This is a genomic window from Rhodococcus sp. MEB032 (assembly GCF_030208925.1).
Classification (GTDB): Bacteria; Actinomycetota; Actinomycetes; order Mycobacteriales; family Mycobacteriaceae; genus Rhodococcus_F; species Rhodococcus_F qingshengii.
On record NZ_JARVSY010000010.1, the window covers coordinates 431,584 to 447,765 of the forward strand.

Annotated in this window: 16 protein-coding genes; 6 read left to right on the forward strand and 10 right to left on the reverse strand. The window is 61.9% G+C overall.

Annotated features, from left to right (window positions below):
• Positions 1–158: 158 nt before the first annotated feature.
• From QRN54_RS12270 to QRN54_RS12285, 4 genes are all read left to right on the forward strand, one after another.
• On the forward strand, positions 159–1,316 hold the full coding sequence (locus QRN54_RS12270) for an acyl-CoA dehydrogenase (protein WP_003939784.1): 1,158 nt from the start codon (positions 159–161) through the stop codon (positions 1,314–1,316).
• 87 nt (positions 1,317–1,403) lie between these two features.
• Positions 1,404–2,252 (forward strand): 3-hydroxybutyryl-CoA dehydrogenase, encoded by an 849-nt coding sequence (locus QRN54_RS12275; RefSeq protein ID WP_003940434.1) that lies wholly within the window; start codon positions 1,404–1,406, stop codon positions 2,250–2,252.
• 164 nt (positions 2,253–2,416) lie between these two features.
• Positions 2,417–3,310 carry an oxygenase MpaB family protein gene (locus QRN54_RS12280; RefSeq protein WP_285182078.1) on the forward strand — a complete coding sequence of 298 codons (894 nt, stop codon included), beginning with the start codon at positions 2,417–2,419 and terminating at the stop codon, positions 3,308–3,310.
• Positions 3,311–3,334: 24 nt separating this feature from the next.
• Positions 3,335–3,727, forward strand: a complete 393-nt coding sequence (locus QRN54_RS12285) for an RNA-binding S4 domain-containing protein (protein ID WP_228401307.1) — start codon at positions 3,335–3,337, stop codon at positions 3,725–3,727.
• Between the two features lie 3 nt (positions 3,728–3,730).
• Here the strand turns inward: QRN54_RS12285 and QRN54_RS12290 are convergent, their stop codons facing one another.
• A complete protein-coding gene (locus tag QRN54_RS12290) occupies positions 3,731–4,360 on the reverse strand; it encodes a GyrI-like domain-containing protein (RefSeq protein ID WP_007731353.1) in 630 nt (209 codons plus the stop codon).
• A gap of 123 nt (positions 4,361–4,483) precedes the next feature.
• On the opposite strand from QRN54_RS12290, the gene QRN54_RS12295 reads away from it, so the two are divergent.
• Positions 4,484–5,668, forward strand: a complete 1,185-nt coding sequence (locus QRN54_RS12295; protein ID WP_030535164.1) for a metallophosphoesterase — start codon at positions 4,484–4,486, stop codon at positions 5,666–5,668.
• 6 nt (positions 5,669–5,674) lie between these two features.
• Here QRN54_RS12295 and QRN54_RS12300 read toward each other — a convergent pair whose 3' ends face one another.
• From QRN54_RS12300 to QRN54_RS12340, 9 genes are all read right to left on the reverse strand, one after another.
• Positions 5,675–6,361, reverse strand: a complete 687-nt coding sequence (locus tag QRN54_RS12300; RefSeq protein ID WP_007731351.1) for a TetR/AcrR family transcriptional regulator — start codon at positions 6,359–6,361, stop codon at positions 5,675–5,677.
• 48 nt (positions 6,362–6,409) lie between these two features.
• The gene (locus tag QRN54_RS12305; RefSeq protein WP_285182079.1) at positions 6,410–7,237 is read right to left on the reverse strand and encodes a potassium channel family protein; all 828 of its coding nucleotides are present in this window, start codon (positions 7,235–7,237) and stop codon (positions 6,410–6,412) included.
• A gap of 46 nt (positions 7,238–7,283) precedes the next feature.
• Positions 7,284–8,201: a diacylglycerol kinase gene (locus QRN54_RS12310; RefSeq protein ID WP_007731349.1), complete on the reverse strand. Its 918-nt coding sequence runs from the start codon at positions 8,199–8,201 to the stop codon at positions 7,284–7,286.
• A complete protein-coding gene (locus QRN54_RS12315) occupies positions 8,198–9,778 on the reverse strand; it encodes an FAD-binding oxidoreductase (RefSeq protein ID WP_042452763.1) in 1,581 nt (526 codons plus the stop codon). The genes QRN54_RS12310 and QRN54_RS12315 overlap by 4 nt, the downstream gene beginning before the upstream one ends.
• A 92-nt stretch (positions 9,779–9,870) precedes the next feature.
• Positions 9,871–10,410, reverse strand: coding sequence for a DinB family protein (locus tag QRN54_RS12320; RefSeq protein ID WP_030535159.1), 540 nt, complete (start codon positions 10,408–10,410; stop codon positions 9,871–9,873).
• A 154-nt stretch (positions 10,411–10,564) separates the two neighbouring features.
• Positions 10,565–12,493, reverse strand: coding sequence for a molecular chaperone HtpG (gene htpG / locus QRN54_RS12325; RefSeq protein WP_054781209.1), 1,929 nt, complete (start codon positions 12,491–12,493; stop codon positions 10,565–10,567).
• A 130-nt stretch (positions 12,494–12,623) separates the two neighbouring features.
• Positions 12,624–13,757: an acyl-CoA dehydrogenase family protein gene (locus QRN54_RS12330; RefSeq protein ID WP_073512532.1), complete on the reverse strand. Its 1,134-nt coding sequence runs from the start codon at positions 13,755–13,757 to the stop codon at positions 12,624–12,626.
• A gap of 9 nt (positions 13,758–13,766) precedes the next feature.
• On the reverse strand, positions 13,767–14,939 hold the full coding sequence (locus QRN54_RS12335) for an acyl-CoA dehydrogenase family protein (RefSeq protein ID WP_285182080.1): 1,173 nt from the start codon (positions 14,937–14,939) through the stop codon (positions 13,767–13,769).
• Between the two features lie 28 nt (positions 14,940–14,967).
• Complete coding sequence (locus QRN54_RS12340) at positions 14,968–15,429, reverse strand: MaoC family dehydratase (protein ID WP_042453553.1); 462 nt, start codon at positions 15,427–15,429, stop codon at positions 14,968–14,970.
• 96 nt (positions 15,430–15,525) lie between these two features.
• Between QRN54_RS12340 and QRN54_RS12345 the strand changes: the two genes are divergently transcribed.
• A complete protein-coding gene (locus QRN54_RS12345; RefSeq protein ID WP_214924381.1) occupies positions 15,526–16,179 on the forward strand; it encodes a TetR/AcrR family transcriptional regulator in 654 nt (217 codons plus the stop codon).
• Positions 16,180–16,182: the final 3 nt, after the last annotated feature.

Genomic DNA, 16,182 nt, shown 5'->3' on the forward strand with positions numbered 1-16,182 from the left:
ACTGCTCGTGCACCGAAACTTCACACACCCATCCCTTGACCTGGCACTCAGTGCCGTGTTTGACTGGGGTCATGGGCACCGGTCTGTCCGCGAATCTCGCTGGTAACGCCGGAGCCGCACCGACCGCCTTCAAGCCACCTTCACCAAGGAGCGTTCCCATGGCAGGAAACCCGGATTTCAATCTCTTCGCACTGAACGAAGAGCACGACGAACTGCGGGCTGCTATCCGCGGACTCTCCGAGAAGGAAATCGCGCCGTACGCCAAGGACGTCGACGAGAACGCACGTTTCCCCGAGGAAGCGCTCACCGCTCTCAACGCGTCCGGCTTCAACGCCATCCACGTTCCCGAGGCTTACGACGGCCAGGGCGCCGATTCCGTCGCCACCTGCATCGTCATCGAGGAAGTCGCCCGCGTCTGTGGATCCTCCTCGCTGATCCCCGCTGTGAACAAGCTCGGCACCATGGGCCTGATCCTCAAGGGTTCCGAAGAGCTCAAGTCCAAGGTGCTCCCGGACCTCGTCAACGGCGGAATGGCGTCGTACGCACTGTCCGAGCGTGAAGCCGGATCCGACGCCGCTTCGATGCGTACCCGCGCAAAGGCTGACGGCGACGACTGGATCCTCAACGGCTCCAAGTGCTGGATCACCAACGGCGGCAAGTCCACCTGGTACACCGTCATGGCTGTCACCGATCCCGACAAGGGCGCAAACGGCATCTCCTCCTTCATGGTCCACAAGGACGACGAGGGCTTTGTCGTCGGACCGAAGGAAAAGAAGCTCGGCATCAAGGGCTCCCCCACCGCCGAGCTGTACTTCGAGAACTGCCGCATCCCCGGTGACCGCATCATCGGCGAACCGGGCACCGGCTTCAAGACGGCACTCGAGACCCTCGACCACACGCGTCCCACCATCGGCGCTCAGGCTGTCGGCCTGGCCCAGGGCGCACTCGACGCGGCTCTGGCATACACCAAGGATCGCAAGCAGTTCGGCAAGTCCATCAGCGACTTCCAGGCTGTTCAGTTCATGCTCGCGGACATGGCGATGAAGGTCGAAGCCGCACGTCTGATGGTTTACACCTCCGCAGCACGCGCCGAGCGCGGCGAGAAGAACCTCGGCTTCATCTCCGCTGCGGCGAAGTGCTTCGCTTCGGACGTTGCCATGGAGGTCACCACCGACGCCGTGCAGCTGTTCGGTGGCGCCGGCTACACCACCGACTTCCCGGTCGAGCGCATGATGCGCGACGCCAAGATCACGCAGATCTACGAAGGCACCAACCAGATTCAGCGCGTCGTGATGTCGCGTGCGCTGTTGAAGTAAGGCACTTCGCGCCCCTGTGCGCCTTTCTGGTAGTTCTGACTACCGGAACGGCGCACAGGGGCTTGCCCCTAATTTTTGAGGAGAATCGTGGAACTTGTAGGCGTAATCGGCGGCGGCACCATGGGTGCCGGCATCGCCGAGGTATGTGCAAAAGCCGGTAGCTCGGTATTGGTGCTCGAAACCAAAGAAGAATTTGCCGCCGCTGCCCGCGAACGGATCGCCAAGTCGATCAACCGCGGCGTCGCCAAGGGCAAGATCACCCAGGAAGAAGCCGACGCCGCGATCGCACGCGTCCGCGTCACCTTGGACATGGAAGAGTTCGCCGATCGCGATCTGGTGATCGAAGCTGCTCCCGAGATCGAAGCTCTCAAGTACGAGATCTTCGGCAAGCTCGACAAGATCGTCAAGCCTGCAGGCATTCTTGCGACCAACACGTCGTCGATCCCCGTCATCAAGATCGCCAAGGCCACCTCGCGCCCCGGCCAGGTTGTCGGCGTTCACTTCTTCAACCCCGTGCCGGTCATGCCGCTCGTGGAGATCGTGGTCAGCCTGACGACGTCCGAAGAGACCGTTCTCGCCGTCACCGACTACGCCAAGAACACCTTGCGTAAGAAGACGGTTCGCGCGGGCGACCGTTCGGGCTTCATCGTCAACGCTCTGCTCATCCCGTACCTGTGCCAGGCTGTCCGGATGCTCGAATCCGGCTACGCCACAGCAGAAGACATCGACGAGGCCATGAAGGGCGGCTGCGGCTACCCGATGGGCCCGCTGACGCTGCTCGACACCGTCGGTCTCGACATCGCTCTCGCAGCAGCGGAGTCGCTGTACGCGGAATTCGCAGAACCGCACTACGCTCCGCCGGCGCTGCTTCGCCGCATGGTCGACGCCGGTCGCCTCGGCAAGAAGACCGGTCGCGGCTTCTACGAATACGCCTGAGTCCGACCGCTTCACTCTTCCGGCCCCTCACCTGTTGCAGGTGAGGGGCCGGAGTTGTTTTCGGGCAGATCTAGCCGAATCCATTGACAAATTCGCGCGGCGCAGCAAAAGTCATCATTTGACAACAACCGTTGTCACATGAGCGCAGGCGGAGGGTCAACCAGATGAGCAGCGATCCGGACACCGATACTCGTCGACCTAAGCCCCAGGCGCGACCAGAGCCCCAGGAACTACGAGCCGATCCGATCGGCCCCGGTTCCCTGACGTGGACACACTTCGGCGACGTTCGCGGTCTGCTGTATCTCGGACGCGCAGGCACGCTGCAGAACATGCATCCCGCGGTAAGTGGAGCGCTGCAGGATCATTCGAATTTTTTCGACAACCCGCTCGACCGCCTGTTCCGCTCACTGCCGCCCATCTACGGCGTCGTGTACGACCGGACCGAAGAGGGCACAGGCACGCTCGTTCGCAACTTCCACACCGATCTCAAAGGAATCGACGAAACCGGCGGGCGTTACCACGCCCTCGCTCCTGACACTTTCTGGTGGACACACGTCACGTTCTTCGAGGTGATACTCGATTTCAACGAGCGATTCGCGTACAAGAAGTTCACGGCGGAGCAGAAGGACCAGCTTGTCCGTGAGGCCGTAACCTGGTGGCGCTGTTACGGACTCACCGACCGACCGGCTTTCGACGACTACGCCAGCTTCCGCACGTACTGGGAAGACATGCTCGACAACCACCTGATCAACACCCACACCACAAAATGGTCGACGCGCATCGCCGAGCACGACATCGCACCGACTCCGAAGGTTCCGACGTGGCTGTGGCGTCTTAGCTCTCGCCCCACGATGGCCGTGGCGAACTGGATCGGCAAGGCACTGATGCCGGAGAAGGCGCGCAAGACCCTTGAATGGGAATGGACGCCACGCGACGAACGGATGTACTTCTGGTTCGCCCGCTTCCTGACATTGACGGATCGGTTCTGGCATCTGCTGCCGTTACGACTGCGGTATGCACCGCGCGCCTACTCGGGCATCCGCGCGCAGGGTCTGTGAGCACTCGTCGGTAGGCTGGAGTGCGTGCCAGCTCATCTCCCTTCCGACGCGATCAGTGTTCGTGTGGACAGCTGGACGTGGGCGGTTCGGCTGTTCAAGACACGCTCGCAGGCGGCGACCGCCTGCCGATCGGGACACGTTCGGGTCAACGGAACGTCGGCAAAGGCGGCTCAGCAGGTGAAAGCCGGCGACGAGGTGCGGGTGCGTGTATCCGGCATCGAGCGCATCGTCGTCGTGGTCAAGCCGATCGCGAAGCGAGTCAGCGCCGTGCTGGCCGCCGATTGCCTGCAGGATAATTCACCACCCCCACCGCCTCCCGAACTGATCGCGTCCATCCCGCGACGTGATCGCGGCGCCGGCAGACCGACCAAACGCGAGCGACGCGACCTCGAGAAGTTGCGCGGCCTCGAGCCGTAATCGCTACCTCGAAACAGGCTGACGCAGAACCGTCTTCAGTTTCTCGGGCGGCGTCCGGCGAGCGTCGCTGAGGTAGATCTCGTGATGATCGCCGTTGAAGCTCAGGCCGTTCGACGGGATGAACGTGTTGTGCAGCCGGTCCAGGGTGGGAGCTTCGTCGTCGTACGAGCCGACGTGAAGAATCTGGACGGACAGACCTTCCTCCAACTCGAGAAACCTGACCTTGTCGAGAGCGGCAATCTCCTTCTTGGCCCGCACTGCCTTGGCCCGGACTGCGTCAATCGACGCAGACAGTTCCGTCTCCGTGATCCACTCCGGTTGCGAGATCATCATCGTCCAATCCCACGACGACTTGTCCCGCGTCACGAACACCTCGGGGTCATCTGCCCGCCACAACCCTTCCAGCGGGCCCACGACGAAGTCGCGATCCAGTTCCTTCTTGCTCGCGAATTTGGTCGCGTAGGACACCGAATACAGCGCTTCGAGTGCCTCGGAGTACTCGGTGGCAGTGTTGGGATCACCGTGACCGTCGACGGCGAAGTAGCCGAAGCGCGGGACGGTCACGAGGGCAAAATCGCGGCGCCCGGGGGAATAGAGATCCTTGTATGCCTTCTTGACGTCGTACTTCTCCATGCGCCACCCACCTGATCACTGGCCGAGTTTCAATGTTCGGAAACCTATCCGAGAACACCGACATCCCGATAGCGGACCACTGTCCCCTTGTTAATAGACCAGTGGACCTTTACTCTGGACGGGGTGACTACACCCCAGGCGACCGACGTCGCTCGAGTTCCGCGCCGCAGACCGTTGCGGATCGTTGCCATATCCGCGATTGTCGCGTCGATCTTGGCTCTGTTGTTCGTGTACCCGTGGTGGAGCTTGTTCGTCCGGCCGGACTGGCCGACAGCGGTGGCAGTTTTCGGCACCGTTCTGTTTGCCGCCCTCCTGATCACCCTGCCTGCCACCATGATGCTCAGCCACGGACACACTGACCGCGATCCAGTTCGCCTGGTCGGCGACGCCCTCCTCGGAATCATCTGGGTCGTGTTCGTGTGGACCCTGCTCGGTGAAGTCCTGAGGCTCGGATTGCTCGTCGGCGGCGTGGATGACCCGCTTCGATCGAGAATCGTCGCCGTTGCGGCACTGATCACCTCGGCCGTTCTGCTGATCTGGGGCTATCGGGAAGCCATGAGACTGCCACGGATCAAGCACGTCGACGTCACCATCCCTCGCCTCGGAGCGGGAATGGACAAGCTTCGGGTAGTCGCAATTACCGACACCCATTTCGGCCCGATCAATCGCGAGAAGTGGTCCGAGCGCGTGATCGCGGCAGTCAACGAACTCGACGCCGACATCGTGGCCCACGTCGGTGACATTGCCGACGGAACAGTGGAGCAGCGCCTCGGCCAAGCCACCCCACTCGCGTCGGTGGAAGCCAGACTCGCTCGTGTCTACGTCACCGGGAATCACGAGTACTTCCACGAGGCTCAGGAGTGGCTCGACTACATGACCTCGATCGGCTGGGATGCCCTGCACAACCGGCACCTCGTCGTCACCAAGGGCGGCGACAACCTGGTCATCGCCGGAGTCGACGACGCCACCGCTCTGGGATCGAAGCTCGACGGTCACGGCGCGAACTTCGATATGGCCCTTGCCGGCACCGACCCCGATTTGCCGATCCTGATGCTCGCCCATCAACCGAAGCAGGTAACTCAGTCCGCTTCCGCGGGAGTGGATCTGCAGCTCGCCGGTCATACCCACGGCGGACAGATCTGGCCGTTCAACCTTCTGGTCAAACTCGATCAACCGTCGGTGCACGGGCTCACCCGTCACGGCGACCGCACGCAGTTGTACACAAGCCGCGGAACCGGGTTCTGGGGTCCACCATTCCGCGTGTTCGCACCGAGCGAGATCACCGTCCTGACGCTGCACAGCGCCTGAACGGGCTCAGCTCGTTCGGGTTGCCGCTCGCGCCGACAGCCCGACGAGCTGATTGATCAGACCTTCACGTAGGCCGGTTGCGAACATGTCGGCAGCAGGGGGCGCCTGCATCTCGTTCAGTACGACGACCATGGATTCGGCAGGCTCGGCAGTCGGCCACAAGCCTGCAACAATCACCAGGGTTACCTTGGCGAATTGAGCCGCGTCGCCCTCCGAGAGGTGAGGCAATTGCGAATGAATCAGCGACGCAAACCTTCCCGAGTTGACCGTTGCCCGCTTCTTGAAGTCACGGGCGAAGTCGACGGAGATGTTTCTTTCGAGGACACCTGCCATGACGCTCATCAACTCACACAGTAAACGCTGTGCGACAAGCGATTCCGCAACCGTCGATGCCACATGGATTTCAGTGGCGAACGGCGAGTCGTCACCGGTCGGGGTCAACGACTCGGACAACCCGTCCAACCACGCAACCCAGTTCTCGTCGAGCACTTCGAGAAAGATGGCTTCGCGACTGTCGAAGTAGCGAAGCACGTTGGACTTCGCCAGTCCGACGCTCTCACTGAGCTCACGCAGGCTGATGTCGGCGACGGGCCTGGACCCGAGCATCGCGCGGGCCGCATCGAGAATCGCGCACCGACGCGCTTCGATCTGCTCAGGCCTGCGCGCGCGCTGAAATCCGTGGGTCGCCACCATCACGCAAGATTATCAGACCATCGTTCTATTGTTTTGCTGTACTGCGGGTCAATTGTCCGAAGGTGCATGCTGCGCCACGACTCCCCTCGACGCCAGTTCGCGACGCAGCGAATCGGTATCGACGGACGCGAGATCGACTCGGTGCGTGCGGGTGGCCAAGGCTCGGACTTCCTCGGACAGGTCCGCCACCTGCTTACGCGTCGCGGCCTGGGATGCCTCGTCCTGTTCCGCCACGCGCTCGACCAACCAGGAAGCGAGTGTGGCAGTCACGATGCCCAGCAACGCAATTCCGCCGATCATCAATGCTCCGGCGATCATGCGCCCGGTCGTGGTAACGGGCGCCATGTCTCCGTAACCGACGGTCGTGACCGTCTCCATCGCCCACCACAATGCCGTTCCGTACGACGTGATGGCAGCGCCCTGCGCGTGACGCTCGGCATCGAGCATGGCCAGCGCCGCGACACCGATCAGCAAGGCCGTGGCACCAGTGGCGTAAATAACCACCCGTCCACGCAAGCTTTGCCCGCTCGAGCGGTGAACTATCGCAAGCAGTGTGACCAACCGAAGTAGGCGCAGCGGACGCAGCATGGGCAACACCACCATCGCCAAGTCCAAGAGATGCCTGACGAACCAGCCACCGCGGGCAGGTGCCAACCACAGGCGAACTGCGTAGTCGACGGCAAAAACGACCCACGCAGCCCACATCGTCCATTCGGTCAGACGATGTGGAAGGCCCGTCGGTTGCGCCAGCACTTGGTACGCGTACGCCACCAAGAACAGGCAGGCCGCAGCGGTCAACGGGATGTCGATGGCTAGCTGCCATTTCTCCAACGTCCACGCAGCGCGGCGGTGCGCCGACTTCGTCGATTCGTTCATCCGAGAAGTCTGACACCACCGCTACCTAGTGCCCGGCAGAACCGACTCAGATCCGAGTGTGCGTCAAGATGTTGAGCGCCGTGGGAACTGCCTCGATCGTGATGGGCAACGGCCCCACCCGATCGCCGTCCGCGTAGGCGATGATGCCCTCGGAGACCAACCGCACCTTCTTCGACCGATACGTCTGCACCGCATCCAAGGAGACGTGAGTTCCCTTGTACACCCGCGGAAACAGGCGCACCAGACGCAACCTCGAACCGTGCCCGACGACGGTCAGATCCAGCAACCCGTCAGACTTCGACGCGCCCGGAGTGATGAGCATGCCGCCACCGTACGAGCGGCCGTTGCCGACAGCCACGAGCGTCGCGTCCACCGTGATGACCTCGTCGTCGAGTTCGATCCGGTACGGCAGCGGCTTCATCTTCGCCAACTCGGCGAGCATCGCCAAGTTGTAGCGCATCGGTCCCTTGGGCCACGACATCCGATTGGCCCGTTCACTGACCAGCGAATCGAATCCGCTCGCGATGATCGTTCCCGACCAGACGACGGAACCGTCGGCCAGCGTGATCTTCGCCAGGTCGGACTGCTGCACGACGCCGTCGGCGATCACATCGGCGGCTGCCTCGGGATCGCCTGTGGGAATGCCGAACTCACGGGCGTGATCGTTACCGGTGCCCGCCGGGATGAGCCCGATAGGAGTATCGGTCAACGCGGCAGCCTGCAATCCGATGCTGATGGCACCGTCACCGCCGACCACCACCAGCGCGTCGGTACCCTCCTCGATCGCACGACGGGCCAATTTCTTGGCGTCGTCGGCGTCGGTTCCGATGATCTCGGTGACGGCAACTCCCCGAGCGCGCAGTCGCGCAACACCTTTGCGTCCTGCCGCAGGCGCGTGACCATGTCCCGCCATCGGATTGATCAGGACGGTAACCTTCTCGATCTGACTGCGGGTTTCGGTCACGGAATCAGCTTTCCAGGATTGAGGATGCCGGCAGGGTCCACTGCATTCTTCACTGCGCGAAGGATGTTCGCGCCCAGTTCACCGATCTCGTCCTTCATCCATGGGCGGTGATCGGCGCCGACAGCGTGGTGATGGGTGATCGTGCCACCGGCGGCGATGATCGCATCGCCAGCGGCAGTTTTCGCCTTGTGCCACTGAGCGATCGGATCCTCGGTCTGCGCGCTGACGACGGTGAAGTACAGCGAAGCACCGGTCTTGTAGGTGTGCGAAATGTGGCACATCACGAGCGGCTGAGTCCCCTGCTCGACGAGAGCCTTGGTCAGCGCCTCGGTGACCGAGGAGCGCAGGTTCGCGAGGTTACCCCAGGTGGTTGCCGTCTCGAGGGTTTCGCACAGTGCGCCGACGTCGAGCAGAGCGTCACGCAGATACGGCGCATCGAATCGCCCGTGTTCCCAGCTGTTTCCGGGCTCCTCACCGAGCGATGTGCCGCCGTGAGCGGTGAGAATTGCTCGGGCCTCCGCCATCCGTTCAGCGGTGTGCGAAGCGGTGCCCTCGTAGGTAGTGATGCCGAGGCAACCACCGGTGAAGGCGTTCTCGCCGATCTTGTCGGTGGTCGCCAAATTCACGCCACTCTCGGCCTCGTCGGACAACCGCAGCACGGTCGGAGCCGATCCTTCCTGGACAAGCTCACGCAATGCAGCTGCGCCGGTGGCGAAGTCGGGGAAGCTCCACCCTTCGCGCACGGTGGTCTCGGGCAGACGGTGAACCCGCACACGCACGTGCGTGATGACGCCGAAGGTGCCCTCGGAGCCGACAAAAAGCTCACCCAGATCGGGGCCTGCAGCGGATGCCGGCGCACGCCCGGTCTCGATCACTCCACTCGGGGTGACAACGGTGAGGCCCTGAACCATGTCCTCGAAGCGCCCGTATCCAGCCGACGCCTGCCCCGAAGACCGGGTGGCGGCAAACCCGCCCAGAGTGGCGAACAGGAAGCTCTGCGGGAAGTGCCCGACCGAGAAACCGTGCTCACGCAGAAGCTCCTCGGCCCGTGGGCCGGTAGTTCCGCCGCCGAACGTCGCAATGCCCGATTCCTCGTCCAACCCGACAAGCTGATCGAACCTGCGCAGATCGAGAGAAAGAACTGCGTCGAACCCGTCACGAATGGGATCGAGCCCGCCGACGACGCTGGTGCCACCACCGAACGGGACCACTGCGATCCGGTTGGCAGAGCAGTATCGGAGAACCTGCTCGACCTCTGCGTCTGTCCCTGGAGTGACGACTGCGTCCGGTGCGTCCTGCGGCTCGACGCTACGACGGCGAAGCAGATCCGGGGTGCTCTTGCCACCGGCCCGAAGGATTCGATCGGAATCCTTGGTACTGACGTACTCGGCCCCGACCAGCCCGGACAGCGCTTCGACATGCGACTGGGCCATAGCGGACGGAGCCACCTGGACGTCTTCGATGGCGAGACGCGATCGAGTCGGTGCGGAGACACCGAGAAATCCGGTCAACAATGATGTGACTGCGTCCGACAGTTCACGCTTCTTGGCCGGATCGCCCCAGGCGTCCCACTGCATCGGCGGTTGCAAGGCAGACTTTTCGGTGCTCATAGACACTAGTGTTACATATTTGTGTGATGTGTAAACATACCGGTGGATCAATCCATCCATCAACCCATCGTCTTGGAACCGTCGATGGCTTCGCGAAGCATGTCCGCGTGGCCCGCATGCTGGGCCGTCTCGGCGATGATGTGCAGCAATGCGCGCCGCGCTGACCAGCGAGCTCCCGCTTCGAACCACGGCGCCGACGGCAGTGGATGCGAGATGTCGAGGCTATCCAGCGAGGCCACCAACTCGTCAGTCCTGGCCGCGATCCCCTCGTACTCGGAAACGATGCCTGCCAAGGTTTCACCCTCGACCATGGCGAATTCGTTCGCCCGTTCCTGTTGCATCTCTTCCGACCACTGGGTCGGGTCGAAGTCCCCACCAAGTCCGGCCGGCCCTTCCAGAATGAAGTCGACCCATCCCTTTTCCGCCTGACCCACATGCTTGATCAATCCGCCGAGGCACAGTTCACTCACGGTCGGCCTCGAAGCGGCCTGCTCGTCGGTGAGGTCCTTGACGGTGAAGAGAAGGAATTCACGATGCCGACGCAGGCTCTGGAGGAGATCCGCGCGCTCGCCGGTGACGGTGGTGATCGGTGCGTTCATGATGTTTTCCTTCGCTCGTGGGTTCGTGCCCTGTGAGAACTACGTTAGAAGTTATTGCGGACAGAAACGGTCCTCATTAGAAAACGATCAAGAAAAAACTCCCGGCACCCACCGATGAAGGTGACTGCCGGGAGTTCGAGCGAGCTAGACGAGATCAGACTGTGCGAGCCAAACGATCGGCCAGCAGGCGCGTGAAGTGCGCCGGATCGCTCAGTTCACCGCCCTCGGCAAGCAACGCCATGCCGTAGAGCAACTGAGCCGTCTCCGTCAGGTTCTCTGCATTGTCATTGGCGGCCTGCGCCTCCCGCAGACCCGAGACAAGCGGATGCTCCGGGTTGAGCTCGAGAATGCGCTTGCTGTGTGGAACAGGCTGACCCGAAGCCTTGTACATCTTCTCGAGCGTCGGAGACATGCTGAACGCGTCGCCGACGATGCAGGCAGCCGACGTGGTCAGGCGCGTCGAGAGACGCGTTTCCTTGATGTCGTCGGACAGGGTTTCGGTCAGCCACGTCAGCAGCGCGCCGAATTCCTTTTCCTTCTCTTCGCGCTCGGCCTCGGCCGCCTTCTTCTCGTCCTCGGTGTCGAGGTCGACCTCGCCCTTGGCGATCGACTGGAAGGTCTTGCCGTCGAAGTCCGAGACTGCGTCGACCCACATCTCGTCCACGGGATCGGTAAGTACCAGAACCTCGAGGCCCTTGGCCTTGAAAGCCTCCATGTGCGGCGAGCTTTCGATGAGGTGACGAGATTCGCCGGTCATGAAGTAGATCTGTTCCTGACCGTCCTTCATACGCTCCACGTACTCGGCGAGAGTGGTCACGCCCTCTTCACTGTTGGTCGAGGCGAAGGACGAGATGTCGAGCAGCGTCTTGCGGTTGTCGGCATCGGCCATCAGGCCTTCCTTGAGCGCGCGTCCGAACTCGGTCCAGAAAGTCGAGTACTTCTCCGGCTCGTTCGCCTTCATGTCCTTGATGGTCGAGAGGACCTTCTTGGTCAGACGACGACGGATGGCAGCGATCTGCCGGTCCTGCTGCAGAATTTCACGAGAGACGTTGAGCGAGAGGTCTTGTGCGTCGACCACGCCCTTGACGAAGCGCAGGTAATCGGGCACCAACTCTTCGCAGTCGTCCATGATGAAGACGCGCTTGACGTAGAGGTGGATGCCGGCCTTGCGCTCACGCATGAACAGATCGAACGGCGCCGTCGACGGAATGAACAGCAGCGCTTGGTATTCGAAAGTACCTTCGGCCTTCATCGGGATGACCTCGAGAGGCTCGTCCCAGGCGTGGCTGACGTGCTTGTAGAACTCCTTGTACTCGTCCTCGGACACCTCGTCCTTGGAGCGAGTCCACAGCGCCTTCATCGAGTTGATCGTCTCGGTCTCGATGGTGACCTCGGGCTCCTCGCCCTCGGCCGGCGTCGACGTACGAGCGACATCCATGCGGATCGGCCACGCGATGAAGTCGGAGTACTTCTTGACCAGTTCCTTGATCTTCCATTCCGACGTGTAGTCGTGCAGGCCGTTCTCGGAATCCTCGGGCATCAGGTGCAGGGTCACGGAGCTACCCTGCGGTGCCTCGTTCACATGCTCGAGCGTGTACGTGCCTTCGCCGGTCGATTCCCAGCGCGTCGCGTGATCTTCACCGGCACGGCGGGTCAGCAGCGTGACCTTGTCCGCGACCATGAACGTGGAGTAGAAACCGATGCCGAACTGACCGATCAGTTCTTCCGATGCCGCTGCATCCTTGGCTTCCTTGAGCTTACGACGTACCTCGGCGGTGCCGGACTTGGCGAGCGTGCCGATCAGGTCGACGACCTCGTCACGCGACATGCCGATGCCGTTGTCGCGGATCGTGAGGGTGCGCGCCGCTTTGTCGATGTCGATCTCGATGTGCAGATCGGAGACGTCGACGTTGAGGTCTTTGTCCTGGTACGACTCGAGGCGGAGCTTGTCCAGCGCGTCCGAAGCGTTGGAGATCAACTCACGAAGGAAGCTGTCCTTGTTCGTATAGATTGAATGAACCATCAGATCCAGCAGCTGACGTGTTTCTGCTTGGAACTCGAGCTGCTCGGTATGCGCGGTCACTTCGATCCCTTTCTCTTCTCGGACTGATCACAGGAATTTTACTTGACCGCGAATACCGCGGGTCGGCCCCCGCACAGACAAGGGAGGCCACGCGACCTGCGCGTGACCTCCCGTTATCTTCACCACCGATCTACTCGGTGACGTTCACCATCGAATAGTTCGAGACGCCGGCGGCCAGCACCCTGAGGTGATCGTCAGATGCGCCCAAAGTGTGTTCGATGGCCACCAGCCGCGAGACGTAGTGCCCGACCGGATACTCGGCTGTCATACCGATACCACCGTGCATCTGAATTGCTTCCTGACCGATCTGATGCGCGGCGCGACCGACAGACAGCTTCGCTCGCGACGCGATGGTCGGATCGATCACTCCGTCGGCGATGGCCATGGTGGCGTACAGACTCATGCTGCTCGCCAGTTCGAGCGCCACGTACATGTCGGCCGCACGATGAGTCAGCGTCTGGAACTTCGCGAGCGGAACACCGAACTGCTTGCGCTGCTTCAGGTATTCCGTCGTCAGTCGCAGAGCTTCGGTCATGATCCCGATCGCCTCGGCGCACAGAGCTGCCTGCGCCCGAACCTCTGCTTCGACGATCGCCTCCGTGACATCGCCGCCCTCACCAAGCTGTTCGGCCGCGGCATCGGTGAACGTGAACTGCGCACCGCGACGGCCGTCGTGGGTGGCGTACGTGCTCCGTGTGACACCTGAGCCCTCCGCATCCACCAGGAAGAGCCCGGTGCCGCCGCCTGGAAGTGTGGCGCTGACGATCACGACGTGCGCGCTGTCGCCCTGCAGAACCGGGTTCTTGACGCCGGTGATCGTCCACCCCGATCCCTCCTGCGATGCATTGGTCGTGACAGTGGCGACCGGCCAGCGCGTGCCGGGTTCCGTATGCGCGAAGGCCGACAGAGTGGTCCCGTCGCTGAGCGCCGGCAGGAGCCGCGCCCGCTGATCTGCCGAACCGACAGCCGCGATCAAACCGCCGGGGATCAGAACACCACCCAGATACGGCTCGGGTGCAAGCGCGCGGCCCAGTTCGGTCATCACGACCATGGTCTCGACCGGCCCAGCGCCCATCCCGCCGTCGGCCTCCGCGAATGGCAGGCCGAGCAACCCGAGCTCGGCGAACTGCTTCCACACCGAGGCATTCCATCCCTCGTCAGTAGCCGAGGTGGCGTTGCGCTTCTCCGCGTCGTAGCTGCGGTTGAGCAATTCACGCGTCGTGTCGCGAAGCATCGTCTGCTCGTCGTCGAGTTCGAAATTCATGTCAGATGCTCACAATCCGAGGATCGAGGAGGCAATGATGGAGCGCTGCACCTCACTTGATCCGCTGTAGATGGAAACCTTCCGGTAGTTCAGGTAGCGCGGCGCCGCCTGCTGCGCCCACTCCGGCGAGTCGATCTCGGCCGTGTTCACCGGCAACGAGTCCGGACCCGCAACATCCATCAGCAATTCCGTTGCCGCCTGCTGCAATTCGGAGCCACGGAGCTTGAGCAGCGACGATGCCGGATTCGGCTTTCCGTCTGCCGAACTCGCCACAACTCGCAGTTGAGTCAGATCCAGTGCAAGCAGTTCGTTTTCCAACTCAGCCAACCGAGCCGCGAACAACGGATCCTCGAGGAGTGTGCCTTTTCCGACGCGGACCTCCTGCGCCTTCTCTTTTGCCGTGGCGACAAGGGTTTTGGAGAACCCGACCCGTGTGACCCCCGTGCGTTCGTTGCCGAGCAGGAACTTGGCGTAGTCCCAGCCCTTGTTCTCCTCGCCGACAAGATTCTCCGCAGGTACGCGGACGTTGTCGAAGAACACCTCGTTGACCTCGACGCTGCCGTCGATCAGTTTGATGGGGCGAACCGTGATGCCGGGAGTTGCCAGATCGATGAGCAAGAACGAAATTCCGGCCTGCCGCTTCTGGGCACTGGCATCTGTGCGAACCAGACAGAAGATCCACTCGGCGTGCTGAGCGAGAGTAGTCCACGTCTTCTGACCGTTGACGATGTAATCCGCGCCGTCACGGACAGCGGCCGTCTTGAGTGAAGCGAGATCCGAACCGGCTTCTGGTTCCGAAAAACCCTGGCACCACCAGATATCGGCGTTGGCCGTAGCGGGGAGAAATTTCTCCTTCTGCTCCTGCGAACCGAAGGCAGCGATAACGGGCCCAACCATGCTCACGTTGAACGGCAACGGGTTGGGTACCGACGCCAACTGCATTTCCTCGGAATAGATGTGGCGCTGAACCGGAGTCCAGTCCTTGCCACCCCATTCGACCGGCCAGTGTGGAACCGCCAACCCGTGTGCGTTCAGAATCTGTTGACCCGCAACGATGTCCTCACGAGTCAGCTTTCCGAATCCGGCTGCACGTGCTCGAAGTTCGGGCGAGAATTCGGTGGTGAAGAACTTTCGCATCTCCTCGCGGAACGCAACTTCCTCAGTGGTCAGTTCGAGATTCATGTGGAGTCTGCTTTCTTCTTGCAGGATTTCAGAACAAGATTCGCGCGACGGTCTGCGCAACGACGGCAGGTTTGCCCACGCCTTCGATCTCGACGGTGTTGGTGATCTGACTCTGCAGCGAGCCGTTCGGCAACTCTTCGATCGCGGAGAGCACTGCGGTATTTCGAACCTTGGCCCCGACTGGCACCGGACTCGGGAATCGAACCTTGTCGGACCCGTAGTTGATGACCATTTTCGCGCCGTCGATGCGATACACGGACTTCGACAGAAGCGGCAGGAGTGAGAGCGTCAGATACCCGTGCGCAATTGGTCCACCGAAAGGTGATTCGCGCCTGGCTCTTTCGTCGTCGACATGAATCCACTGATGGTCACCGGTCGCGTCGGCAAATTGATGGACCATCTCGCGGGTGACCTCGACCCACTCGCTCGAGCCCAGCGTTTCACCGACCGCCCCCAGGAGATCGGACTTGTTCTCGAACACCCGTGTCATCTGATCCTCCACGTTCCCGAACACTGTTAGGTTAATTGGATAATAAACTCACAGTGTAAGGTTGTCCAGTACTTTCAGACGAAAGGGTTCTGGGCGATGGCGCGACCGCGGGTTCCACTACTGAGTAAGCCGATCATCAGGGACACCGCCCTGAAACTGGTGGACGAGCACGGTTTGACCGACTTCTCGATGCGCAAACTCGCCACTGTTCTCGGCGTACAGGCACCGTCGCTGTACAGCCATTACGCCAACAAGGACGAGTTACTCGACGACGTCGCGAACGTCATCATGGAGTCCGTCGACGTGAGCGGCTTCGACTCCGACGATTGGCGCGGCGCGCTACGCACGTGGGCGCGGTCCTACCACGCCGCCCTGGGCAAGCATCCCAATATCGTTCCCTACTTGGCCTACGGTCCGAGCGTCAGGCCCATCGCCCTCGATCGCGCGAACGCCATCCACGGCGGCCTGGTGCGCGCCGGATGGCCGCAGCGCACGGCAACGCTGATCGGCGCTTCCGTCAAGTACGTGGTCATGGGTGCTGCGACGGCAACGTTCTCCGGCGGATTCGTGGACGATCCCGCTATCTACGCCGAGCGTTACCCGCACCTCACACGAGCACACCTGTTGCGTGAGCGTGCCACCGAGATCGACGGCGCCAGCTTCGAACTCGCACTGGAATCCCTGCTGGACGGGCTGGACGCCAAATACGCACTGCTGCAGAGAACTACAGAGCAACCTCCTCGAAACTGAGGG

Excerpts from the sequence above, each read along its gene's own strand:
- QRN54_RS12290 (WP_007731353.1), bottom strand. The coding sequence starts at position 4,360 with ATGGAGAAGTACGACGTCAAGAAGGCATACAAGGATCTCTATTCCCCC.
- QRN54_RS12305 (WP_285182079.1), bottom strand. The coding sequence starts at position 7,237 with ATGAACGAATCGACGAAGTCGGCGCACCGCCGCGCTGCGTGGACGTTG.
- QRN54_RS12320 (WP_030535159.1), bottom strand. The coding sequence starts at position 10,410 with ATGAACGCACCGATCACCACCGTCACCGGCGAGCGCGCGGATCTCCTC.
- QRN54_RS12345 (WP_214924381.1), top strand. The coding sequence starts at position 15,526 with ATGGCGCGACCGCGGGTTCCACTACTGAGTAAGCCGATCATCAGGGAC.
- QRN54_RS12300 (WP_007731351.1), bottom strand. The coding sequence starts at position 6,361 with ATGGTGGCGACCCACGGATTTCAGCGCGCGCGCAGGCCTGAGCAGATC.
- QRN54_RS12330 (WP_073512532.1), bottom strand. The coding sequence starts at position 13,757 with ATGAATTTCGAACTCGACGACGAGCAGACGATGCTTCGCGACACGACG.
- QRN54_RS12280 (WP_285182078.1), top strand. The coding sequence starts at position 2,417 with ATGAGCAGCGATCCGGACACCGATACTCGTCGACCTAAGCCCCAGGCG.
- QRN54_RS12270 (WP_003939784.1), top strand. The coding sequence starts at position 159 with ATGGCAGGAAACCCGGATTTCAATCTCTTCGCACTGAACGAAGAGCAC.
- QRN54_RS12340 (WP_042453553.1), bottom strand. The coding sequence starts at position 15,429 with ATGACACGGGTGTTCGAGAACAAGTCCGATCTCCTGGGGGCGGTCGGT.
- QRN54_RS12315 (WP_042452763.1), bottom strand. The coding sequence starts at position 9,778 with ATGCAGTGGGACGCCTGGGGCGATCCGGCCAAGAAGCGTGAACTGTCG.
- QRN54_RS12335 (WP_285182080.1), bottom strand. The coding sequence starts at position 14,939 with ATGAATCTCGAACTGACCACTGAGGAAGTTGCGTTCCGCGAGGAGATG.